The sequence below is a fragment of the Rhizobium brockwellii genome (genome assembly GCF_000769405.2).
GTDB classification, from domain to species: domain Bacteria; phylum Pseudomonadota; class Alphaproteobacteria; order Rhizobiales; family Rhizobiaceae; genus Rhizobium; species Rhizobium brockwellii.
This window is the reverse complement of sequence record NZ_CP053439.1, coordinates 1,352,491-1,374,534: the sequence shown is the minus strand read 5'-3', so window position 1 is coordinate 1,374,534 and position 22,044 is coordinate 1,352,491. Positions and strand designations below refer to the sequence as shown.

At 60.8% G+C, this 22,044-nt stretch carries 18 protein-coding genes; 3 read left to right on the top strand and 15 right to left on the bottom strand.

Features of this window, described 5'->3' with window-relative positions; genetic code table 11:
* Window positions 1-17: 17 nt before the first annotated feature.
* Both RLCC275e_RS06930 and RLCC275e_RS06925 read left to right on the top strand, forming a co-directional pair.
* Entirely contained in the window at window positions 18-1,310 is a 1,293-nt protein-coding gene (locus tag RLCC275e_RS06930) for a DNA polymerase IV (RefSeq protein ID WP_033180316.1), read from the top strand.
* A gap of 92 nt (window positions 1,311-1,402) precedes the next feature.
* Window positions 1,403-2,662, top strand: a complete 1,260-nt coding sequence (locus tag RLCC275e_RS06925) for a L,D-transpeptidase family protein (RefSeq protein WP_033180317.1) — start codon at window positions 1,403-1,405, stop codon at window positions 2,660-2,662.
* Here RLCC275e_RS06925 and dnaE read toward each other — a convergent pair whose 3' ends face one another.
* Complete coding sequence (gene dnaE / locus RLCC275e_RS06920; protein ID WP_033180318.1) at window positions 2,663-6,160, bottom strand: DNA polymerase III subunit alpha; 3,498 nt, start codon at window positions 6,158-6,160, stop codon at window positions 2,663-2,665. It lies immediately after the preceding gene.
* Between the two features lie 470 nt (window positions 6,161-6,630).
* On the opposite strand from dnaE, the gene RLCC275e_RS06915 reads away from it, so the two are divergent.
* Window positions 6,631-7,095 (top strand): DUF5680 domain-containing protein, encoded by a 465-nt coding sequence (locus RLCC275e_RS06915; protein ID WP_033180319.1) that lies wholly within the window; start codon window positions 6,631-6,633, stop codon window positions 7,093-7,095.
* Window positions 7,096-7,206: 111 nt separating this feature from the next.
* On the opposite strand, the gene RLCC275e_RS06910 is transcribed toward RLCC275e_RS06915, so the two are convergent.
* The 14 genes from RLCC275e_RS06910 to nuoH form a co-directional block, all read right to left on the bottom strand.
* A complete protein-coding gene (locus tag RLCC275e_RS06910; RefSeq protein WP_033180320.1) occupies window positions 7,207-7,890 on the bottom strand; it encodes an ABC transporter ATP-binding protein in 684 nt (227 codons plus the stop codon).
* 14 nt (window positions 7,891-7,904) lie between these two features.
* Complete coding sequence (locus tag RLCC275e_RS06905) at window positions 7,905-9,209, bottom strand: lipoprotein-releasing ABC transporter permease subunit (RefSeq protein WP_033180321.1); 1,305 nt, start codon at window positions 9,207-9,209, stop codon at window positions 7,905-7,907.
* Between the two features lie 15 nt (window positions 9,210-9,224).
* Window positions 9,225-10,547 carry a proline--tRNA ligase gene (gene proS / locus RLCC275e_RS06900; protein ID WP_033180322.1) on the bottom strand — a complete coding sequence of 441 codons (1,323 nt, stop codon included), beginning with the start codon at window positions 10,545-10,547 and terminating at the stop codon, window positions 9,225-9,227.
* Window positions 10,548-11,137: 590 nt separating this feature from the next.
* A complete protein-coding gene (locus tag RLCC275e_RS06895) occupies window positions 11,138-11,413 on the bottom strand; it encodes a DUF1467 family protein (RefSeq protein ID WP_033180323.1) in 276 nt (91 codons plus the stop codon).
* A 113-nt stretch (window positions 11,414-11,526) separates the two neighbouring features.
* Window positions 11,527-11,931, bottom strand: a complete 405-nt coding sequence (gene mce, locus RLCC275e_RS06890; RefSeq protein ID WP_033180324.1) for a methylmalonyl-CoA epimerase — start codon at window positions 11,929-11,931, stop codon at window positions 11,527-11,529.
* A 2-nt stretch (window positions 11,932-11,933) separates the two neighbouring features.
* Window positions 11,934-13,604, bottom strand: coding sequence for a ribonuclease J (locus RLCC275e_RS06885; RefSeq protein ID WP_033180325.1), 1,671 nt, complete (start codon window positions 13,602-13,604; stop codon window positions 11,934-11,936).
* Between the two features lie 17 nt (window positions 13,605-13,621).
* Window positions 13,622-14,386, bottom strand: coding sequence for a biotin--[acetyl-CoA-carboxylase] ligase (locus RLCC275e_RS06880; protein ID WP_033180326.1), 765 nt, complete (start codon window positions 14,384-14,386; stop codon window positions 13,622-13,624).
* Window positions 14,386-15,831: an NADH-quinone oxidoreductase subunit NuoN gene (nuoN, locus tag RLCC275e_RS06875; RefSeq protein WP_033180327.1), complete on the bottom strand. Its 1,446-nt coding sequence runs from the start codon at window positions 15,829-15,831 to the stop codon at window positions 14,386-14,388. Before nuoN ends, RLCC275e_RS06880 begins: the two co-directional genes overlap by 1 nt.
* A gap of 18 nt (window positions 15,832-15,849) precedes the next feature.
* On the bottom strand, window positions 15,850-17,361 hold the full coding sequence (locus tag RLCC275e_RS06870; RefSeq protein WP_033180328.1) for an NADH-quinone oxidoreductase subunit M: 1,512 nt from the start codon (window positions 17,359-17,361) through the stop codon (window positions 15,850-15,852).
* Window positions 17,361-19,361: an NADH-quinone oxidoreductase subunit L gene (nuoL, locus tag RLCC275e_RS06865; protein ID WP_033180329.1), complete on the bottom strand. Its 2,001-nt coding sequence runs from the start codon at window positions 19,359-19,361 to the stop codon at window positions 17,361-17,363. The genes RLCC275e_RS06870 and nuoL overlap by 1 nt, the downstream gene beginning before the upstream one ends.
* 7 nt (window positions 19,362-19,368) lie before the next feature.
* Entirely contained in the window at window positions 19,369-19,677 is a 309-nt protein-coding gene (gene nuoK / locus RLCC275e_RS06860) for an NADH-quinone oxidoreductase subunit NuoK (protein ID WP_027685143.1), read from the bottom strand.
* A gap of 23 nt (window positions 19,678-19,700) precedes the next feature.
* Window positions 19,701-20,315 (bottom strand): NADH-quinone oxidoreductase subunit J, encoded by a 615-nt coding sequence (locus RLCC275e_RS06855; RefSeq protein ID WP_033180330.1) that lies wholly within the window; start codon window positions 20,313-20,315, stop codon window positions 19,701-19,703.
* Window positions 20,316-20,459: 144 nt separating this feature from the next.
* On the bottom strand, window positions 20,460-20,951 hold the full coding sequence (gene nuoI / locus RLCC275e_RS06850; protein ID WP_033180331.1) for an NADH-quinone oxidoreductase subunit NuoI: 492 nt from the start codon (window positions 20,949-20,951) through the stop codon (window positions 20,460-20,462).
* A 40-nt stretch (window positions 20,952-20,991) separates the two neighbouring features.
* Entirely contained in the window at window positions 20,992-22,035 is a 1,044-nt protein-coding gene (gene nuoH / locus RLCC275e_RS06845) for an NADH-quinone oxidoreductase subunit NuoH (RefSeq protein ID WP_012756965.1), read from the bottom strand.
* Between the last annotated feature and the right edge of the window lie 9 nt (window positions 22,036-22,044).

Below are 22,044 nucleotides of genomic sequence, written 5' to 3'. Positions count from 1 at the left end.
CAATCTTTGTTCTCATCATGACGCCCGCGCCTGACAAGACACCCGGCTTCTGTCGCGACTGCCTTGCCGAGCAGAAGGGCGAGGCGCGCCGTTGCGTTTCCTGCGGCAGCCCCCGTCTCGTGCGCCATCGCGAACTCTACGCATTGACGCTTGCGCATATCGATTGCGACGCCTTCTACGCAGCCGTGGAGAAACGCGACAATCCTGATCTTGCCGACAAACCTGTCATCATCGGCGGCGGCAAACGCGGTGTGGTTTCCACCGCCTGCTATATCGCCCGTATCCACGGCGTGCGTTCGGCCATGCCGATGTTCAAGGCGCTGGAGGCCTGCCCTCAAGCGATCGTCATCCGTCCGGACATGGAGAAATATGTCCGGGTTGGGCGCCAGGTGCGCACCATGATGCAGGATCTGACGCCGCTGGTGCAGCCGCTATCGATCGACGAGGCCTTCCTGGAGCTCGGCGGCACCGAGAGGCTGCATCACGATCCGCCGGCGCGCACGCTGGCCAAATTCGCCCGTCGCATCGAAAAGGAGATCGGCATCACCGTTTCGGTCGGGCTTTCCTATTGCAAATTCCTCGCCAAGGTCGCCTCCGATCTGCAGAAGCCGCGCGGCTTTTCGGTCATCGGCCGCGAGGAAGCGGTCGAGTTCCTGGCGCCGCGTCCCGTCACTACGATCTGGGGCGTCGGCAAGGCCTTTGCGGCGACGCTGGAGGCGGACGGCATCCGCACCATCAGCCAGTTGCAGCAGATGGAAGAAAACGACCTGATGCGCCGCTACGGCAGCATCGGCCAACGGCTCGCACGGCTGTCGCGCGGCATCGACGACCGAGAAGTGCATCTCAACGATGCCGCCAAGAGCGTTTCGTCGGAGACCACCTTCTTCGATGACATCTCGCGTTATGACGATCTGGTGCCGATCCTGCGCAACCTCTCCGAAAAGGTCTCCTGGCGGCTGAAGAAAAACGGCATTGCCGGCCAGACCGTGGTTCTGAAGATGAAGAGCGCCGATTTCAAATCGCGCACCCGCAACCGCAAGCTCGAAGACCCGACCCAGCTTGCCGACAAGATCTTCCGCACCGGGCTCGAGCTTCTCGAAAAAGAGACTGATGGCACGAAGTTCCGTCTGATCGGCATCGGGGTCACCGATCTCGGCGATGCCGCCCGCGCCGATCCGCCCGATCTGATCGACCAGCAGTCGGGCCGGCGGGCGGCGGCCGAAGCGGCGATGGACAAGCTGCGCGACAAATTCGGCAAGCGGACGGTCGAGACCGGCTATACGTTCGGCAACAGCAAGCGCGATCACTAACGCGTGAGGCCTGCCAGCCAGGCGGCCCATAAAATCTTCCTTAAACTTCGTCCCATAATGTGCCGGGCAAGTATTGCGTATGGTTGGGTCTCATGTTCTCGCGTCTCGTCTTCGGCCTCGGCTTGCTGTCGGCCACCGCACTCGTGCACCCCGCTCTTGCCGCGGATGCTGCGCGCACGCTGCAGATCTTCGTCTCGAAGGACAAGCAGTCGCTTGCGGTCTATGATGGCACCGAGGTCGTCGCGACCTCGAAGGTCTCGACCGGCAAGGACGGCCACACGACGCCGAGTGGCATCTTCTCGGTGCTGGAAAAGCAGAAATACCACGAATCCAATCTCTACTCGGCAGCCCCGATGCCGTTCATGCAAAGGCTGACCTGGTCCGGCATCGCGCTGCATGAATCCAATTCCGTGCCGCGTTATCCAGCCTCGCATGGCTGCGTGCGCATGCCCGGCTCCTTCGCAAAAATGCTCTATGGCATGACCGACCTCAGTGTCCCCGTCATCATCAGCGACGGTGAGCTGGTGCCGCGGCCAATCGACCATCCGACCCTTTTCCGTCCAGATACGCCGACGGCAATGCCGCTGCTTTCGGATGTCGAACTGCGGCCCTCGATGCTCGACAGCCCCGAGAAGCCGGTCCAGGTGGCGATGAACGATACCGCTGCGATGCCGATGCCGGCAGTGCAGCCGATTGCAGCGACAGAACCAGAGCCGCCGTCCGAGCCGATCAGCATGCTCGTCACGCGCCGGACGCTGCGCGAGACGGTGATCGACATCCAAACCCTGCTCAACCAGCTCGGCTTTTCCGCCGGCAGTCCGGACGGCTTGCTCGGTCCGTCGACGGTGCAGGCGATCAAGGCTTTCAAGACGCTGCGGCCGGCGGAATTTGCCGCCGACAGGAGCCTGGTTTCCGACACGCTCCTCAGAGAAGCCTATGCCGCGGCTGGCAAGGGAGAGCCGCCCAACGGCGTTATCATGGTGCGGCAGTCCTTCAAGCCGATCTTCGAAGCGCCGGTGACGATCGCCGATCCGGGACTGGCGCTCGGCACACATTTCTTCACGCTGCATGCGATCGATGAAAAAGCCGGCACGGCGGACTGGCTCGGCATCACGCTCGAGAACAATCTCTCCCGCGAGACGATGAAGCGGCTCGGCATCAGCAATCAGGAAAGCTCAATCATTACAGGCAAGCCGATCGCCCGTTCGCTCAGCCGGATTACCATCCCCGATGAGACCCGCCGCAAGATCGACGCCCTCATCGCGCCCGGCTCGACGCTGACGATCTCCGATACCGGCCTCGGCCGGGAGACCGGCGAAGGCACGGATTTCATCACAATCACCCGCGGGTAATCAGACGAGCTCGACGTCGACGACGCCAGGAGCGGCGCGAAGGGCGGCGGCAATCTCCGGCGTGATGCGGTATTTCTCCGACAGCGCCACTTCCACCTCGCGTTTGCCATCCTCCTTGATGACGATGAAGGAAACCAGGCCGTCGCCCTTGGCGTTCAGATGGCCGGCAACCATCCGCAGCGGTCCGGAGTCACGGACATAGACGCGTAGTGCCTTCTGCATCTGCAGCGACTTTTCCTCCAGCGACTGGATCGTCTGGATGCGCAGGCCGATGCCCTCCGGCCGCTCCTCGCCCGTCGCGGTCAGCACGAAGGATTTTCCCGACTCGAGCACGTCGCGATACTGGTTCAGCATTTCCGAAAACAGCACAGCTTCGAACTGGCCCGAAGAATCGGAGAAGACGATGATGCCCATCTTGTTGCCGGTGCGGGTCTTGCGCTCCTGCTTCGAGATGACGGTACCGGCAAGTCGCGCATTGGCCGCGCCCTGTTTGATGGCGGCGGAAAACTCGGCAAAGGTCTGCACCCGCATCTTCTGCAGGATGTTGTTGTAGGAATCGAGCGGGTGGGCTGTGAGATAGAAGCCCAGCACCTGGAATTCCTTGAGCAGCCGCTCGGAGGGGAGCCAGGGCGAGAACGGCGGCAGGGAGATCTTCTCAGGCCCCGACGTCAGCGTGCTGCCGAAAATGTCCGACTGGCCGCTCAGCTTGTTCTCCTGGGCGCGCTGGGCATAACCGAGAACACGGTCGAGGCCGGCTGCCAGCTGGGCGCGGTCCATGTCGAAACAATCGAAGGCGCCGGCATAGATCAGGCTTTCGAGCACGCGACGATTGACCTGACGCGGATCGATGCGCAGGCAGAAATCCTCGATGCTGGCAAAGGGCTTGTTGCCACGCACCTCGACGATATGGTCGACGGCGGATTCCCCGACGCCCTTGAGGGCGGCGAGCGCGTAATAGATGCGGTTGTCGCCGGTCTCGAAATGGCGGAAGGAGCTCTGCACCGAGGGTGCGATCACTTCGATGCCGAGGCGCTTGGCATCCTGGCGGAAATCATTGACCTTTTCGGTGTTGGACATGTCGAGCGTCATCGATGCAGCGAGGAATTCGACCGGATAATGCGCCTTCATGTAGGCCGTCTGGTAAGAGACGATGGCATAGGCGGCGGCATGCGACTTGTTGAAGCCGTAATTGGCGAACTTCGCCAGCAGTTCGAAGATATTGTCGGCCTGCGGCTTCGATACGCCATTCTTGACGGCGCCAACGACGAAGCGTTCGCGCTGCTGGTCCATCTCAGCCTTGATCTTCTTACCCATGGCGCGACGCAGAAGGTCGGCTTCCCCCAGCGAATAGCCAGACAGCACCTGGGCGATCTGCATCACCTGTTCCTGATAGACGATGACGCCCTGGGTTTCCTTGAGCAGGTGGTCGATCATCGGATGGATCGATTCCAGCTCTTCGTCGCCGTGCTTGCGGGCATTGTAGGTCGGGATATTCTCCATCGGGCCGGGACGGTAGAGCGCCACCAGCGCGATGATGTCCTCGATGCAGTCCGGCTTCATGCCGATCAGCGCCTTGCGCATGCCGGCACTTTCCACCTGGAACACGCCGACCGTCTCACCGCGCGACAGCATCTCGTAGGTCTTCTTGTCATCGAGAGGAATGGCCGCGAGATCGACCTTGACGCCGAGCTTGGCGACGAAATCGACCGCGACCTTCAGCACCGTCAGCGTCTTCAGGCCGAGGAAGTCGAATTTGACCAAGCCCGCCTGCTCGACCCATTTCATGTTGAACTGGGTGACCGGCATATCGGAGCGCGGATCGCGATACATCGGCACCAGCTTGGAAAGCGGCCGGTCGCCGATGACGATACCGGCGGCGTGAGTCGAGGCGTGGCGGTAAAGCCCCTCGATCTTCTGGGCGATATCGAGCAGGCGCGCGACAACGGGTTCCTTCGCCGCCTCCTCCTGCAGCTTCGGCTCCTCCTCGATCGCTTTGGACAGCGGCGTCGGATTGGCCGGGTTGTTCGGCACGAGTTTGCAGATCTTGTCGACCTGGCCGTAGGGCATTTCCAGCACACGGCCGACGTCACGAAGGGCGGCGCGCGCCTGCAGCGAACCGAAAGTGATGATCTGCGCCACCTGCTCGCGGCCATACTTGGCCTGGACGTAGCGGATCACCTCTTCGCGGCGGTCCTGGCAGAAATCGATGTCGAAGTCCGGCATCGAGACGCGTTCCGGATTGAGGAAGCGCTCGAAGAGCAGCGAAAAACGCAAGGGATCGACGTCGGTGATCGTCAAGGCATAGGCGACCAGCGAACCGGCGCCCGAACCACGGCCGGGACCGACCGGAATGTCATGCTGCTTGGCCCATTTGATGAAGTCGGCAACGATCAGAAAGTAACCGGGGAAACGCATGCGCTCGATGACGCTGAGTTCGAAATCCAGCCGTTCGCGATAATCCTTTTCCTCGTAACCCGCCGACATGCCGAGCGTTGAAAGTCGCATGTCCAGCCCTTCGACCGCCTGGCGGCGCAGCTCGCTCGCCTCGGCGCGTTCGGCCTCCTCGGCATCGTCGGTCGCACCGGTGAAGCGTGGCAGGATCGGCTTTCTGGTCTTCAGCACGAAGGAGCAGCGCGTGGCGATCTCGATCGTATTTTCCAGCGCTTCCGGCAGGTCGGCGAAGAGCTTGACCATCTCGGCCCGGCTCTTCAGATAGTGATCCGGCGTCAGGCGAAAGCGGCTGTCGTCGGAGACGATGGCGTTGTGCGCGACCGCCATGAGCGCATCATGGGCGTCGTAATCGTCGCGGGTCGGAAAGAAGGCCTCGTTGGTCGCAACCAGCGGCAGGTCGTGGGCATAGGCGAGCCCGATAATCTTCTGCTCGTGCCGCTTGTCATAGGTGCCGTGCCGCTGCAGTTCGACATAGAGCCTGTCGCCGAAGAGGCGCTTCAGCGTGAGCAGCCGGGCTTCCGCCTGAGCGGGATGGCCTTCCTTGATGGCCACGTCGACCGGCCCGGTCAGCGCGCCGGTCAATGCGATCAGCCCTTCCGTGCCTGCCTCCTCCAGCCAGGAGGCACTGATATGAACAGCCTGGTTGCTCTCGCCGCCGAGATAGGCCCGGCTGACAAGATCGACCAGCCGTTCGTAACCGGCATCCGTCGCGGCAAGAAGAACGATCGCCGGCAGCTTGACCAGGGCCTGCTGGCCGCCGCGCTTTTCCGTTTCCAACCCGTCTCCCATATCGATCGAGACCTGACAGCCGATGATCGGCTGCAGGCCTTCCTCCATCGCCTTCTGGGAGAATTCGAGGGCGACGAACAGGTTGTTGGTGTCGGTAATCGCAATCGCCGGCTGGCTGTCGCCGGTCGCCTTGTAGAGGATCTTCTTCAGCGGCAGCGCGCCCTCGAGAAGCGAATAGGCGGAATGGACCCTCAGGTGGATGAAACCCGGCGTACCGCCGATCGCCTCACCCGTTGAACCCTTTGCCGTATCCGCCATGACATGCCTTCCCAATCATCCGAATGAATCGGACGCATTGTCGGCATAGAGGGCGATGATGTCCAGAAGAAGTCCCGCGTCCGGACCGCATGATTTCCATGCGGTCCCCTGAAAACTTTAGAGCGCCATGACGATGAGCGAGAAGCTGGCAACGAACATTGCGATGGAGGTGAATGCTGCGATATCACGGATCATGTCAGTCATCGGGCTCTCCTTTACTCGTTATGTTTTCAATTTGTTCCATGTATGTTCCATTGTCAACAGGAATCTTTTCCTCCTTTCTTGCGTTTGAAAATCACAGGAACTAGGCGAGGAATCGGCTAAAGGGCCGTCGTTCGATGTGATCGGCAGCAGCCTTGCCCTTTCTCGATCCGCCGCAGGGCGACTCTAATTACTGCCGGCCTTCGTTCACTTTATGTTCTTTACATGCCAGGGTATGTTTGCCAACATCGGGCCGAGAGGAGAATGACATGCTCGATATTGCGATGCTGAACGAATTCATCGTGGAGGCGAAGGCTACGACCTATGTGGGCGGCGGCGCGGCGCGCGCGCCCTGCCGGCCGAGTTCCCACGATATCGGTTACGAACGCGGCGATTGGCGCTATCTCGACAGCTATTTCGGCGGGACCGATTTCGCCGGACAGGAAGTGGTGTGGCTTGCCGACGAGCCCGTCTGGGCGATGAATTATTTCGGCTGCGTCATTAGGCCTGAGCTCATCGACGGCACAGCAGCCGGAGCGGTGATCAAGGCTGCACTTTCGGCAATGTATCGAGACGGCCGGTTTCTTGGCGGAATGGAATTCGACCATCCGTCCGGCCGCTATATCGACCGCAGCGAAGGCGCCTGCGAGCGGTTCAGCGGCAGCGAATGCATCATGGTCGATAACCAGAAAGCCTATATGCTCGACTATCGCGGCGGACTGATCGTTCCCTGATCGCAGCCTTAAAGCGCATCGCGTCAATCTGGATTCATGCGACGCGCTTTAGGTCTTTGATTTATGCGTGTCGTTATCCCGAAACCGCTGCACACTTTTGGGCGATATGCATCAGAAATCGACGATCTTGCCGTCGGAGATCGTCACACGCCGATCCATGCGGCGGGCGAGCTCGTGGTTATGGGTGGCGATGAGGGCAGCAAGGCCGGACTGGCGCACCAGCGCTTCCAGCGCCTCGAAGACGTAGCTCGCCGTTTCCGGGTCGAGATTGCCGGTCGGCTCGTCGGCAAGAAGCAGGGTCGGCGCATTGGCGACGGCGCGGGCAATCGCAACGCGCTGCTGCTCGCCGCCGGAAAGCTCGCCGGGGCGATGCGAGCCACGATGGCCGATGCGCATATAATCGAGAAGCTGGCCGGCCCGCTCTCCGGCTTCCTTCCAGGACAGCCCGGCGATCAGCTGCGGCATCATGATATTTTCGAGTGCCGAAAATTCCGGCAGCAGGTGATGGAACTGGTAGACGAAGCCGATTTCGCCACGGCGGATGGCGGTGCGTTTGTCATCGCTCAGGCCGTCGCAGGCATGGCCGTTGATGTTGACTTCACCGCCGTCCGGATGCTCCAGCAGGCCGGCGATATGCAGCAGTGTCGACTTGCCGGTGCCGGAAGGGGCGACGAGAGCGACAGTCTCCCCCTTCGATATCGAAAAATCTGCGCCCTTGAGGATCGAGAGCAGCGTATCGCCCTGCCCGTAATGGCGCTCGACGCCGGTAAGCTTGAGAACGACGTTGCGTTTCATGAAGGCGGCATTCCTTATTCGTAGCGCAGGGCCTGCACCGGATCGAGCCTGGAGGCACGCCAGGCCGGGAAGATGGTCGCGATGAAGGAGAGCGTCAGCGCCATGGCGACGATCGAGATCGTTTCGCTGAGATCCATCTCGGCCGGCAGCTGGCTGAGGAAATAGACCTGCGGATTGAAGAGCACGGTGCCTGAAATCCAGGAGAAGAACTGGCGGACGGATTCGATGTTGACGCAGACGAGAACGCCGAGCAGCACACCGGCAATGGTGCCGACGATGCCGATCGCCGCGCCGGTCATGAAGAAGATGCGCATGATTGCGCCGGCGCTGGCACCCATGGTGCGCAGGATGGCGATATCGCTGCCCTTGTCCTTCACCAGCATGATGAGGCCGGAGATGATGTTCAGCGCCGCGACGAGCACGATCAGCGTCAGGATCATGAACATGACGTTGCGCTCGACCTGCAGCGCCGAGAAGAAGGTCTGGTTGCGCTGGCGCCAGTCGGTGATGGCGATCTGGCGGCCGGCCGCCTCTTCCACCTTGGGCCTGAGATTGTCGATATCGTCGGGGTCATCGACGAAGAGCTCGATCGACTGCACCAGTCCCTCGGCATTGAAATAGAGCTGCGCTTCCTCGAGCGGCATGAAGATGATCGAGGAATCATATTCCGACATGCCGATCTCGAAGAGGCCGGAAATCTTGTAGGACTTGATGCGCGGGCTGACCCCCATCGGCGTAATGTCACCATCTGGCGACGTCAACGTAATGAGGTCGCCGACGCGCAGACCGAGCTGATCGGCCATGCGGGTTCCGATCAGCACGCCCTGGCCGGAGGCATAACCCACCATGTCGCCGGATTTGATGTTGTCGGAGATCGTTTTGAGCTTGGTCAGGTCCTCGGCGCGGGCGCCGCGCACCAGAGCGCCGGTGCTGCCGCCGGCCTGGGCCGAGGCGAGCACCTGACCTTCCACCAGGGGTAGCGCCATCTTGACGCCCGGTACGGCGGCGAGTTTGCTGCTGAGGATAGGATAATCGGTGAAGGGGCCGTCGACCGGCTGGACGATCATATGGCCGTTGATGCCGAGGATGCGCGAGACGAGCTCTGTACGGAAGCCGTTCATGACGGCCATGACGATGATCAGCGTCGCAACGCCGAGCATGATGCCGACGAAGGAGAACCCGGCGATGACCGATATGAAAGCCTCCTTGCGGCGGGCCCGCAGATAGCGCCACGCCACGAGGCGCTCGAAGGTGGAAAATGGCTTGCTAGCCGGACCCAAGCCGGATTTTGAACTCCGGTCCACTGCTGCCTCCGCCATTTTGCCTCCGTCTCCTTAAGCCACGAACCTGTTGATCGCCGCTTCGATGGTCATCGTTTCGCGGGCGCCGGTCTTGCGGTCTTTCACTTCCACTTCGCCGCTCGCGACCGCGCGCGGGCCGGCGATGATCTGGACGGGCACACCGATCAGGTCGGCGGTCGCGAATTTCGTGCCGGCCCGATCGTCGGTATCGTCATAGAGCACATCCTTGCCGGCCCTGGTCAGCGCGGCATAGATCAGCTCGCAAGTATCGTCACAGGCCTGATCGCCCGCCTTCATGTTGATCACGACGACATCGAAGGGCGCGACCGATGCCGGCCAAATGATTCCGTTATCATCATGCGATGCTTCGATGATGGCGGGAACAAGGCGTGTCGGGCCGATACCGTAGGAACCCATATGAACGAAGTGTTCCTTGCCGTCAGGTCCCTGCACTTTCGCGCCCATCGGCTCGGAATATTTCGTGCCAAAATAGAAGATGTGGCCGACTTCGATGCCGCGCGCCGACAGGCGGTCGCCTTCCGGAACGGCGTTGAAAGCCGCCTCGTCGTGCATTTCCGAGGTCGCCGCGTAGAGCGAGGTCCATTTATCGAAGATCGCCTGCAGGCCCTCGACACTGTCGAAATCGGTGTGTTCGCCAGGAATATCGAAATCGACGAAATCCTTGTGGCAGAAGACTTCGGATTCGCCGGTATCGGCGAGGATGATGAATTCATGGCTGAGCTTGCCGCCGATCGGGCCGGTGTCGGCGCGCATCGGGATGGCGCGCAGGCCGAGCCGGTCGAAGGTTCTGAGATAGGCGGCGAACATCTTGTTATAGGAATGCTCCGCCCCTTCGCGCGTCAGATCGAAGGAATAGGCATCCTTCATCATGAATTCGCGCGAGCGCATGGTGCCGAAGCGCGGACGGATCTCGTCACGGAACTTCAGCTGGATATGATAGAGATTGAGCGGCAGGTCCTTGTAGGACTTGACGGAGGAGCGGAAAATATCCGTCACCATCTCTTCGTTGGTCGGGCCGTAAAGCATCGGCCGATCCTGACGGTCCTTGATGCGCAGCATCTCCTTGCCATAGGCGTCGTAGCGGCCGCTTTCCTGCCAGAGTTCGGCCGATTGCAACGTCGGCATCGACAGCTCGATGGCGCCGGCGCGGTTCTGCTCGTCGCGGATAATCGCGTTGACCTTGTCGAGCACGCGCTTGCCGAGCGGCAGCCAGGAATAGATGCCCTGCGACTGCTGGCGGATCATGCCGGCGCGCAGCATCAGCCGGTGGGAGACGATTTCCGCTTCCTTGGGGTTTTCCTTGAGGATGGGCATGAAATAGCGGGACAGACGCATGGCGGATTCCGGAGCGGTTGAGATCCCGCAGTAGGCGGAATCGAAAGACCATTGTTAATGTCGGGAGCGTTCATAGCCGCTTCGCGGCAGGAAGGAAACCCGCAACGGATGCCGGCAACCTCCCGGAAGCGCATGTTCGCACCCGCAAAATGAAAGGGGCTGAAAAAGCGCGTGTTTATAAGGACTTGAACGAAAATCTTGTCAACAGAAAAATTTTGCTAGAGTGTAGCAAAAATGCAAAAAAAGCTGATGACAAAGCCCAATCTTTGAGCTAGTTTTAGCTCACAAAACAGGCAGGAAGTTAAATTCTTGCCGAATTCGCGGTCAAGTCTTGGGAGGATCAGATCTTAGGCGCGCTCGTCGCAGCCCCGGCAACGGTTACAGATCACGCGATACTTAAAACAAGGCTTTTAGCCTTGTTTTTTTTTGGCTTTTCGGCCTCCACCCCATCCAGAAATCAAGCCGGCTTCCGTAAGGGGATGGCCATCATTCCGTTACGAGAGCTCTTTGCCGCAACAGTATGACGCCGGTATGACAAAATTCACTTTCAATAGGTTTACATCTGCTCAAAGTTTGAGCAAAAGCCACGCTCAATAGAAGCTGGGGCCGAGTTGTGGCAGGGCATCGAAGCCCCAGCCGAAATAGGTGTCGCAGACGTACCACAGGCCGTAGACCAGGGCCGAAATCAGCGTCGTCAGCGAAAACACGAAAGCGGCGCGAAACCGGGTAGGCGCGCTCGGAACGGTGCCGAGCACGACATCATTGTCGTCCGCCTGGGTGCGCAGGCCGATCGGCAGGACGGCAAAAAGCGTCATCCACCAGATGATGAAGTAGACGGCAAATCCCTGAAGAACGATCTGGAGCATTATGGTTCCCGTTGATGCCGCGCTGATATCGCGTCCTTATACGGCGGAATGGCGACCAATTCAAAGCCGGCGAAACGTTTAGCCGCCCTCGGGTCACTCTGCCGCAGCAGGGCTCAGGCCTGTTCGAGTTCGATCAGCGTGCCGAAGAAATCCTTGGGGTGCAGAAAGAGTACCGGCTTGCCATGCGCGCCGATCTTCGGCTGGCCATCGCCAAGCACCCTTGCGCCCGCCGCGACCAGCCGGTCACGGGCAAGAAGGATATCGTCCACCTCGTAGCAGATGTGATGCATGCCGCCGGATGGGTTCTTTTCGAGGAAGGCTGCGATCGGCGAAGTATCGCCGAGCGGTTGCAGCAATTCGACCTTGGTGTTCGGCAATTCGACGAAGACGACGGTAACGCCGTGTTCCGGCAGAGCCTGCGGCTGCGATACGGCAGCGCCCAGCGTATCGCGATAGGCGGCCGTCGCCGCGGCCAGATCGGGCACTGCGATGGCGATATGGTTGACCCGGCCGAGCATGGTCAAACCTTGGTGACGAAGGCGGTGACAAGAGGTTTCTTGCCCCAGGTGTTGTTCGCGGCCGAGCGGATGGCGCGGCGCACGGCCTCCTGCAGCATGTCGATATCCTTGCGGCGGGCGCGCGGAATGCTCTCGATGGCGCTGACCGCCGCGTCGAAGAGCGTATCCTCCATATCCTCGCCCTCGTCATCGTAGGTCGGCAGGCCGATCGAAATGAGGTCTGGTTCGCCGACGATGTCATAGCGGGCGTCGAGCACGACGTTGACCGCGACATGGCCGACATAGGAGAGCTTCTTGCGCTCGCCGATGCCCATCTCGTCGAAATCGCCGATCAGCGTGCCATCCTTATAAATCCGGCCATGCGGCGCCTCGCCGATCACCTCGACGGGACCCGGCGCCAGCCGCAGGATATCGCCGTTGCGCACCCGCGGCACCAGTGCGATGCCGGATTGCTCGGCAAGTTCCTTATGCGCCGTCAGATGTGTTGCCTCGCCATGCACCGGCACGACGATCTTCGGCCGCGTCCACTCATACATCCGCTGCAACTCGTTGCGGCGCGGATGACCGGAAACGTGGACCAGCGCCTCGGTATCCGTGATGATGTGCACACCCTGCTCGACGAGGCCGTTCTTGATGTCCTGGATCGCCTTCTCGTTGCCGGGAATGGCGCGCGAGGAAAAGACGACGATATCGCCCGCCGCAAACGCCACATTGCGCATCTCGTCGCGCGAGAGCTTGGCAAGGGCAGCCCGCGCCTCGCCCTGGCTGCCGGTCAGGATGACGACGACCTTGTCACGCGGGATGTAGCCGTATTCGTCCTCGGAGATGAAGGGCTTCACGCCTTCCATCAGGCCGATATCCTGGGCGACGTTGACGACGCGCTTGAGCGAACTGCCGAGCAGCAGCACTTCGCGGCCTGCCGCCTCGGCAGCTTCGGCAACGGTGCGGATACGCCCGACATTCGAAGAGAAGGTGGTGATCGCCACCCGGCCCTCGGCATTCTCGATGATCTTGCGCAGGCTTTCCGACACATCCTTCTCGGAGGGCGAAACACCGTCGCGTAGCGCATTGGTGGAATCGCACATCAGCGCTAGCACGCCCTCATCGCCGAGCTGGCGGAAACGTGTCTCGTCGGTCAGCGGCCCGAGCGAAGGCTCGTGGTCGATCTTCCAGTCGCCGGTATGGATGACATTGCCGACCGGCGTGCGGATCATCAGCGACATCGGCTCGGGGATCGAATGGTTGACGGCGACGCCTTCGATGCTGAAGGGGCCGACATTGATCGTATCGCCGGCCTTGAACGGCGTCACCGGCACTTCGCCGATCTTAGCCTTCTCGAAATTGCGCTTGGCTTCGAGCAGACCTGATGTAAAACCAGAGGCATAGACCGGCACGTTGAGGCCGGGCCAGAGGTCGGCGAGCGCACCATAATGGTCTTCATGCGCATGGGTGATGATGATCGCCTTGAGGTTCTTTCGTTCGCTGGCGAGGAAGCGGATATCGGGCAATACGAGGTCGACGCCCGGCAGGTCAGGCCCGGGAAAAGTGACGCCACAATCGACCATGATCCACTGGCGATGCTCGGGCGGGCCGTAGCCGTAGAGAGCGAGATTCATGCCAATCTCACCGACGCCGCCCAGAGGCAGGAATACCAGTTCGTCCTGTTTCGCCATAATTTTCGTTTTTTCCGCTATCCAAAAAACACATCACCGGCAGCAATGGGCATTATCCTGCCAGCGCCGGTATCGAGCATCAACAAGCCATTATCATCAATTCCGGCGAATTGTCCGGAAATCGATCGGTCGGGCAAATTGACCGTAATCTTTTCGCCGATGCCGCAGGCGATGGCGCGCCAGAGCGTCGTGATCTCGCCGACGCCACGGCCCTGGTCCCATATTTCAAGCACTTCCGCCGCGGCGGCGAAGAGATGCGCGAAGAGTTCTTCCGGCGAAGCCGCACTTCCCTGCTGACGCAGACAGGTAACGGGGTAGAGCGGATTGTCGGGCATTACCGAGATATTGATGCCGATGCCGACGATCAGCGCGTAATGGCCATCCGGGAGCCCCTCGCCTTCGACGAGAATACCGCAGGTCTTCTTTCGGCCGATGAGGATATCGTTCGGCCATTTGACCTCGAGCGGTTCGGCGCCCAGTGGCAACACCCTGCGGATCGCCTGGTGCACGGCAACGGCGATCGCCAGCGGCAGCGAGCCCAGCCGCTCCATCGGCGCCGGGTCGATCAGGAGAAGAGAAGCGTAGAGATTGCCGCGCTCGGAAACCCAGAGCCTGCCGCGGCGGCCGCGACCGCCCGTCTGCTTCTCGGCGGTCACCCAGAGATTACCGCCATCGCCCGCCCGAGCCCGGGCGAGGCATTCGCTGTTGGTAGACGATGTTTCCGACAGAGCCTCGTGCCTGAAATCGCCGAGCGATATCCGGCGCCGTCCGTCGGAAGCCATCAGAAGAGCGTCGCAGCGGCAAGCTCTGCCGCGCCGCCGATCGGGCCGCCGATGAGGACATAGGCGGTGACGAAGAGACCGGAGAGACCGAAGACCAGACGCAGCGCTCCAGAGACACGGGCGAATTCGCCGGTCGCCTCATCGAACCACATCAGCTTGATGACACGCAGATAATAGTAAGCGCCGACGACCGAGGCGAGAACGCCGATGATGGCGAGCGCATAGAGCTTGGCCTCGATGGCGGCAACGAAGACGAAGTACTTCGCGAAGAAGCCGGCGAGCGGCGGGATGCCGGCGAGCGAGAACATCAGCGCCGTCAGCACCACGGCCATGAACGGGTTCGTTGTGGAGAGGCCGGCGAGATCGTCGACATTTTCGACGACGGTGCCGTCCTTTCGGCGCATCGACATGATGATCGCAAAGGTGCCAAGCGTCATGACCATGTAGATGACCATGTAAAGCATGACGCCGGTGACGCCGGTCTGGTTGCCGGCGGCAAGGCCGACCAGCGCATAACCCATGTGGCCGATCGAGGAATAGGCCATCAGTCGCTTAATATTCTTCTGGCCGATCGCGGCAAACGAACCGAGCAGCATCGAGGCGATCGAGATGAAGACGACGACCTGCTGCCAGTCTGCCAGAACCGGCTGGAAAGCGGTGATGACGATGCGGGTCATCATCGCCATGGCGGCGACCTTGGGTGCTGCGGCAAGGAAGGCGGTGACCGGCGTCGGCGCGCCTTCATAAACATCCGGCGTCCACATATGGAAGGGAACGGCCGAGATCTTGAAGGCGATGCCGGCGAGGATGAAGACCAGGCCGAAGATCAAACCAAGCGAACGCGCGCCCTCGACGGACAGCGCCTGGGCGATTTCGGGAAAGTGGGTGTGGCCGGTGAAACCGTAGACCAGCGACATGCCGTAGAGCAGCATGCCGGAGGAAAGCGCGCCGAGGACGAAATATTTCAGACCGGCTTCGGTCGACTTCAGGCTGTCACGGTTGATCGCTGCGACGACATAGAGCGCCAGCGACTGCAGTTCCAGCGCGAGATAGAGCGAGATCAGGTCGTTGGCCGAGATCATCAGCAGGATGCCAAGGGTCGCAAGCACCAGGAGAACCGGGAACTCGAACTTGTCGAGCTGATTTTCACGGGCGTGGCCGATCGACATGAATATGGCGACTAGCGAACCGATCAGCGCCACCAGCTTCATGAAGCGCGAGAAGCCGTCGGCCATGTAGACGCCGCCATAGGCAAGGCCTTCTGCGGGCACGAAGAGCAGCCACAGGCCGGAGGCCAGCAGCAGGACGATCGCCAGGCCGGTGACGACAAGGCCCGACCGCTCGCCTGAGAAGACGCCGACCATCAACAGGACAAGGGCGCCGACCGCGAGGATGAGCTCCGGCGCGGAAAGATGCAGACTGAGGAGAATTGTTTCAGCGGTCATGTCCAATAAGTCCCGTCATCATTTCATAGACAGCGCAACATTCTGCGCTGCGTGCACGGCGGCCGTGTAGTTGTTGACCAGCAGATCCACCGAGGCGGCCGTCGCGTCGAAGACCGGAGCCGGGTAAACGCCGAAGAAGATGGTCAGCGCGACCAGCGGGTAAAGGATCAGCTGCTCGCGCGGAGAAAGATCAAGCAGCGCCTTCAGCTTTTCCTTCTCCAGCGCGCCGAAGATCACCCGGCGATAAAGCCAGAGCGCGTAGGCGGCCGAGAGGATGACGCCGGTGGCGGCAAAGAGCGCTACCCAGGTATTGACCCGGAAGACACCGATCAGCGTCAGGAATTCGCCGACGAAGCCCGACGTGCCGGGAAGCCCGACATTGGCCATGGTGAAGACCATCATCGCCACGGCATATTTCGGCATGTTGTTGACGAGGCCGCCATAGGCGTTGATCTCGCGGGTATGGGTGCGATCGTAGACGACGCCGACGCAGAGGAAGAGCGCGCCGGAGACGATACCGTGCGAGAGCATCTGGAAGATCGACCCCTGAACACCCTGCATGTTGGCGGCAAAGATGCCCATGGTCACATAGCCCATGTGGGCCACGGAGGAATAGGCGATCAGCTTCTTGATATCGTCCTGCATCATCGCCACCAGAGAGGTGTAGATGATGGCGATGACGGACATGGCAAAGACGAGCGGCGCGAAATAATCGGACGCGACCGGGAACATGCCGAGCGAGAAGCGGATGAGACCGTAGCCGCCGAGCTTCAGCAGCACGCCGGCCAGGATCACCGAGCCAGCCGTCGGCGCCTGAACGTGGGCATCGGGAAGCCAGGTATGGACCGGCCACATCGGCATCTTCACCGCAAAGGAGGCGAAGAAGGCAAGCCATAACCAGGTCTGCAGCGCCGGCGGGAACTTGTAGGCGAGCAGCGCGGTGATGTCGGTCGTGCCGGCCTGCCAGTACATCGCCATGATGGCAAGCAGCATCAGCACCGAGCCGAGCAGCGTGTAGAGGAAGAACTTGTAGCTCGCATAGACGCGGTCCTTGCCACCCCAGACACCGATGATCAGGAACATCGGAATGAGGCCCGCCTCGAAGAAGACGTAGAAGAGCACGATATCGAGCGAGACGAAGACGCCGATCATCATCGTTTCAAGGATGAGGAAGGCGATCATATATTCCTTCAGGCGCTTCTCGATCGAGAGCCAGCTCGCCAGCACGCAGAAGGGCATGAGGAAGGTCGACAGGATGACGAACAGCATCGAGATACCGTCGACGCCGACGTGGTAGCCGATGCCGGTGCCGAGCCAGTCAAGCTTCTGGATCATCTGGAAGCCCGGATTGGCATTGTCGAAGCCGGTCCAGATGAAGAGCGAGACGACGAAGGTGAAGACGGTGGTGATCAGCGAGATCCACAGCACGTTCTTGCGGCCGGTTTCGCTCTCGCCGTTCATCAGCAGCAGGAGCACCACGCCGACGAGCGGCAGGAAGGTGACCGTTGAAAGAATAGGCCAATCGGTCATCAGAAGGAACTCCCGAGCATCATCCAGGTAACGAGCGCCGCTATGCCGATCAGCATGGCGAAGGCGTAGTGATAGAGGTAACCGGTCTGCAGTCGAACCACGCGATCGGTGACGGCGACGACACGAGCGGCGACGCCGTTCGGGCCGTAGGTGTCGATGACGCCGACATCACCCTTCTTCCACAGGAAGCGACCGAGCGCCTTGGCGGAGCGGACGAAGAGGAAGTCGTAGAGTTCGTCGAAATACCACTTGTTCAACAGGAACTGGTAGAGCACGCGGTGCTGCTGCGCCAGGATGCGCGGCGTCTGCGGCGAGCGGATATACATGTACCAGGCGGTGACGAAGCCGAGCACCATGGCGATGAACGGGCTCAAAGCCACGAGCGCCGGAACATGGTGGAACTCTTCGACCAGTTCGTTCTCGGCGCCGGTAAAGAGCGCCCCCTTCCAGAACTCGGCATATTCCTCGCCATAGAACCGGCCTTCGAAGAAGTAGCCGGCAAGCACCGCGCCGATCGCCAGCAGATAGAGCGGCACCAGCATGACCTGCGGCGACTCGTGGACATGGTGCATCACCTCGTGGGAAGCGCGCGGCTTGCCGAAGAAGGTCATGAATATCAGGCGCCAGGAATAGAAGCTGGTGAACAGAGCCGCAATGACCAGCAGCGAGAAGGCAAAGCCCGAGACCGGCGAATGCGAAGCGTAGGTCGCCTCGATAATCACGTCCTTGGAGAAGAAGCCGGCAAAACCGATCGGCGTGAAGGGAATGCCGACGCCGGTGATCGCCAGCGTACCGACAATCATCATACGGAACGTCCACTTAATATGCGGCCGCAGGCCGCCCATGTAGCGCATGTCCTGCTCGCCATCGACGGCATGGATGACCGAGCCGGCGCAAAGGAAGAGCAGCGCCTTGAAGAAGGCGTGCGTGAAGAGATGGAAGATCGCCGCGCCATAGGCCCCTACCCCGAGCGCCACGAACATGTAACCGAGCTGCGAACAGGTGGAATAGGCGATGACGCGCTTGATGTCGTTCTGCACGAGGCCGACGGTTGCCGCGAAGAAGGCAGTGATGGCGCCGATCACGGTGACGACGACAAGCGCATCGTGCGACAGTTCGAAGAGCGGCGACATGCGCGCGACGAGGAAGACGCCGGCGGTGACCATGGTGGCGGCATGGATGAGGGCCGAGACCGGGGTCGGGCCTTCCATGGCGTCCGGCAGCCAGGTGTGCAGCAGGAACTGCGCCGACTTGCCCATCGCGCCCATGAAGAGCAGCAGGCAGATGCCGGTCAGCGCATGCGCCTTGTCGAGCTGCATGCCGAAGAGGTTGAGGATCACCTCGCTCGCCTCGCCGCCGCCTTCATGCGGGGCGAAGTTCGAGGCATTGGCGAAGATCGTGTCGAAGTTGATCGAGCCGAACAGCACGAACACGCCGGCAATGCCGAGCACGAAGCCGAAGTCGCCGACGCGGTTGACGATGAAGGCCTTCATCGCTGCGGCCGTCGCCGACGGTTTCTTGAACCAGAAGCCGATCAGCAGATAGGAGGCGAGACCGACGCCTTCCCAGCCGAAGAACATCTGGGCAAGGTTGTCGGCGGTCACCAGCATCAGCATGGCGAAGGTGAAGAGCGAGAGATAGGCGAAGAAGCGCGGGCGATGCGGATCGGTATGCATGTAACCGATCGAATAGACATGCACCAGCGTCGAGACCGTGTTGACGACGATCAGCATGACTGATGTCAGCGTATCCACGCGCAGCGACCAGGAGACGTCGATGCCGCCGGACTGGATCCAGCGCAGCACCTCGACCTTGATCGGACCGCCTTCGGCATGGCCCATGCCGACGGTGAAGAAGACGACCCAGGACAAGATGGCGGCGATGATCATCAGGCCGCTGGTGACATATTCCGAAGCCTTGGCGCCGATGGCGCGGCCGAAAAGGCCGGCGACGATCGCACCGATCAAGGGAAGAAAGACGATAGCCTTATAGAGGAACATGAGCCACTCAGCCCTTCATCATATTGACGTCTTCGACCGCGATCGAGCCGCGGTTGCGGTAGAAGACAACGAGAATTGCAAGACCGATCGCCGCTTCGGCAGCCGCGACCGTCAGGATGAACAGCGCGAAGACCTGGCCGACGATGTCGTTCAGGAAATGGGAGAAGGCGACCATGTTGATGTTGACGGCAAGCAGGATCAGTTCGATCGACATCAGGATGACGATGACGTTCTTCCGGTTCAGGAAGATGCCGAAGACGCCGAGCGTGAAGAGGATGGCGCTGACCGTCAGGTAGTGGGAAAGTCCGATGACCATGTTCTTTGTTCCTTGACCTACCTTTAGACGCCCTGCCCGGGCTTGACCGAAACCACCTCGACGGCGGTGGCGGGCGTGCGGGCAACCTGCCTGGGAATATTCTGCCGCTTGATGTTGGTGCGGTGTCTCAACGTCAGCACGATCGCGCCGATCATGGCGACCAGGAGCACCAGACCAGCGATCTGGAAGAAATAGACGTAGTTGGTATAGAGCACGTCGCCGAGAGCGGCGGTATTGGTGCGCTCGCTCAGCGCCGGGATCGGCATGGCGACTGATTTGGCGATCTCAGGCGAGATGACGCTGCCGCCGATGACGACGATCAGTTCGGCCGCCAGGATCACCCCGATCAGCCCGCCGATCGGCGCATATTCGAGAACCCCTGCCCTCAGTTCGGTGAAGTCGATATCGAGCATCATCACCACGAAGAGGAAGAGAACGGCGACGGCGCCGACATAGACGACGAGCAGGATCATCGCCAGGAATTCGGCACCGGCCAGCAGGAAGAGGCCGGCCGCGTTGAAGAACACCAGGATCAGGAAGAGAACCGAGTGAACCGGGTTCTTCGCCCAGATGACCATGAACGCCGACGCCACCGCGACAAAGGCGAAAAGATAGAAAAATAGAGCCTGCAGACCCATGTTGGTGCCTTTTTCATCTTCCCCCGGGCAGCCGGGAGTTTCCCTGCCCGATGGAGCTTTCGCTGGCGCTAACCGGCAAAGCTCCTGTGCATATTGACCGCGACAGGAGCACCTGCGCTCCATCGCGGCATTTCAAAATCTCAATCAGCGGTACGGCGAGTCGATCGCGATGTTGCGGGCGATTTCGCGCTCCCACCGGTCTCCGTTATCCAGAAGCCGCGCCTTGTCGAAGTAGAGCTCTTCGCGGGTTTCCGTCGCAAATTCGAAATTCGGGCCTTCGACGATCGCGTCGACCGGGCAGGCTTCCTGGCAGAAGCCGCAATAGATGCACTTCACCATGTCGATGTCGTAGCGCACCGTACGGCGCGTGCCGTCATTGCGGCGCGGACCGGCCTCGATGGTGATCGCCTGGGCAGGACAGATCGCCTCGCAGAGCTTGCAGGCGATGCAGCGTTCCTCGCCGTTCGGATAACGGCGCAACGCATGCTCGCCGCGGAAACGCGGGGATACCGGACCCTTTTCGAAGGGATAGTTGATCGTCGCCTTCTGGCGGAAGAAATAGCGCATCGACAGAAAGAACGCGCCGATGAATTCCTTGAGAAACAGCGAGCTGATGGAGCCGGACAAGCTTGCCATCTTCAACCTCCAATTTTGCCGGAAACGAGAGCGGGCATAATCATGCCCAACCCATCAGTTTCAGCACGAATGCAACGATGACGACCATGGCGAGCGACAGCGGCAGGAATACCTTCCAGCCGAGGCGCATGAGCTGATCGTAGCGGTAGCGCGGAACGAAGGCCTTGACCATCGCGAACATGAAGAACACCAGGCAGGCCTTCAGCGTGAACCAGATGATGCCTGGGACCCAGTTGAGGATCCAGATATCGACCGGGGGCAGCCAGCCGCCGAGGAAGAGGATCGTCGTCAGCGCGCACATCAGGCAGACGGCCGCATATTCGCCGAGCATGAACATCATGTATGGCGAGGAGCCGTATTCGACCATGAAGCCGGCGACGAGTTCCGATTCGGCTTCCGGAAGGTCGAAGGGCGGGCGGTTCGTTTCGGCGAGCGCCGAAATGAAGAAGATGATGAACATCGGGAAGAGCGACAGCCAGTGCCAGTCGAGGAACGACGCCGGCAGGCCGAGCATGGTGCCGAGGCCGGTATGCTGCGCATTGACGATATCGGTCAGGTTCAACGAGCCGACGCAGAGAAGCACGGTGACGATGACGAAGCCGATCGAGACTTCATAGGACACCATCTGCGCCGCCGAGCGTAGCGCGCCGAGGAACGGATACTTCGAGTTCGAAGCCCAGCCGCCCATGATGATGCCGTAAACCTCGAGCGAGGAGATCGCGAAAATATAGAGGATGCCGACATTGATGTTGGCGATCACCCATCCGTCGGCCAGCGGCACAACCGCCCAGGTGGACAGCGCCAGAAGCACCGTCACCAGCGGGGCAAGCAGGAACACCGCCTTGTTGGCGCCAGCCGGAATGACCGGTTCCTTGAAGACGAACTTCAAAAGATCGGCGAAGGACTGGAACAGGCCGAAGGGACCGACGACGTTCGGGCCGCGGCGCAGCTGCACGGCCGCCCAGATCTTGCGATCGGCGAGCAGCACGTAGGCGATGAAGACGAGCAGGCAGACGAGAAGCAGCAGCGACTGACCGATCATGATGATCGCCGGCCAGACATAGGTCGAAAAGAAAGAATCCATAGTCCCCTG

Coding starts and splice junctions, on each gene's coding strand:
- RLCC275e_RS06895 (WP_033180323.1), bottom strand. CDS start 11,413: ATGCTCCAGATCGTTCTTCAGGGATTTGCCGTCTACTTCATCATCTGG.
- nuoK (WP_027685143.1), bottom strand. CDS start 19,677: ATGGTCATCGGACTTTCCCACTACCTGACGGTCAGCGCCATCCTCTTC.
- nuoN (WP_033180327.1), bottom strand. CDS start 15,831: ATGACCGCTGAAACAATTCTCCTCAGTCTGCATCTTTCCGCGCCGGAG.
- RLCC275e_RS06930 (WP_033180316.1), top strand. CDS start 18: ATGACGCCCGCGCCTGACAAGACACCCGGCTTCTGTCGCGACTGCCTT.
- RLCC275e_RS06880 (WP_033180326.1), bottom strand. CDS start 14,386: ATGGCTTCCGACGGACGGCGCCGGATATCGCTCGGCGATTTCAGGCAC.
- RLCC275e_RS06885 (WP_033180325.1), bottom strand. CDS start 13,604: ATGGCGAAACAGGACGAACTGGTATTCCTGCCTCTGGGCGGCGTCGGT.
- proS (WP_033180322.1), bottom strand. CDS start 10,547: ATGCGTCTGTCCCGCTATTTCATGCCCATCCTCAAGGAAAACCCCAAG.
- dnaE (WP_033180318.1), bottom strand. CDS start 6,160: ATGGCGGATACGGCAAAGGGTTCAACGGGTGAGGCGATCGGCGGTACG.
- mce (WP_033180324.1), bottom strand. CDS start 11,931: ATGCTCGGCCGGGTCAACCATATCGCCATCGCAGTGCCCGATCTGGCC.
- nuoL (WP_033180329.1), bottom strand. CDS start 19,361: ATGTTCCTCTATAAGGCTATCGTCTTTCTTCCCTTGATCGGTGCGATC.
- RLCC275e_RS06915 (WP_033180319.1), top strand. CDS start 6,631: ATGCTCGATATTGCGATGCTGAACGAATTCATCGTGGAGGCGAAGGCT.
- RLCC275e_RS06925 (WP_033180317.1), top strand. CDS start 1,403: ATGTTCTCGCGTCTCGTCTTCGGCCTCGGCTTGCTGTCGGCCACCGCA.
- RLCC275e_RS06910 (WP_033180320.1), bottom strand. CDS start 7,890: ATGAAACGCAACGTCGTTCTCAAGCTTACCGGCGTCGAGCGCCATTAC.
- nuoH (WP_012756965.1), bottom strand. CDS start 22,035: ATGGATTCTTTCTTTTCGACCTATGTCTGGCCGGCGATCATCATGATC.
- RLCC275e_RS06905 (WP_033180321.1), bottom strand. CDS start 9,209: ATGGCGGAGGCAGCAGTGGACCGGAGTTCAAAATCCGGCTTGGGTCCG.
- RLCC275e_RS06870 (WP_033180328.1), bottom strand. CDS start 17,361: ATGACCGATTGGCCTATTCTTTCAACGGTCACCTTCCTGCCGCTCGTC.
- RLCC275e_RS06855 (WP_033180330.1), bottom strand. CDS start 20,315: ATGGGTCTGCAGGCTCTATTTTTCTATCTTTTCGCCTTTGTCGCGGTG.
- nuoI (WP_033180331.1), bottom strand. CDS start 20,951: ATGGCAAGCTTGTCCGGCTCCATCAGCTCGCTGTTTCTCAAGGAATTC.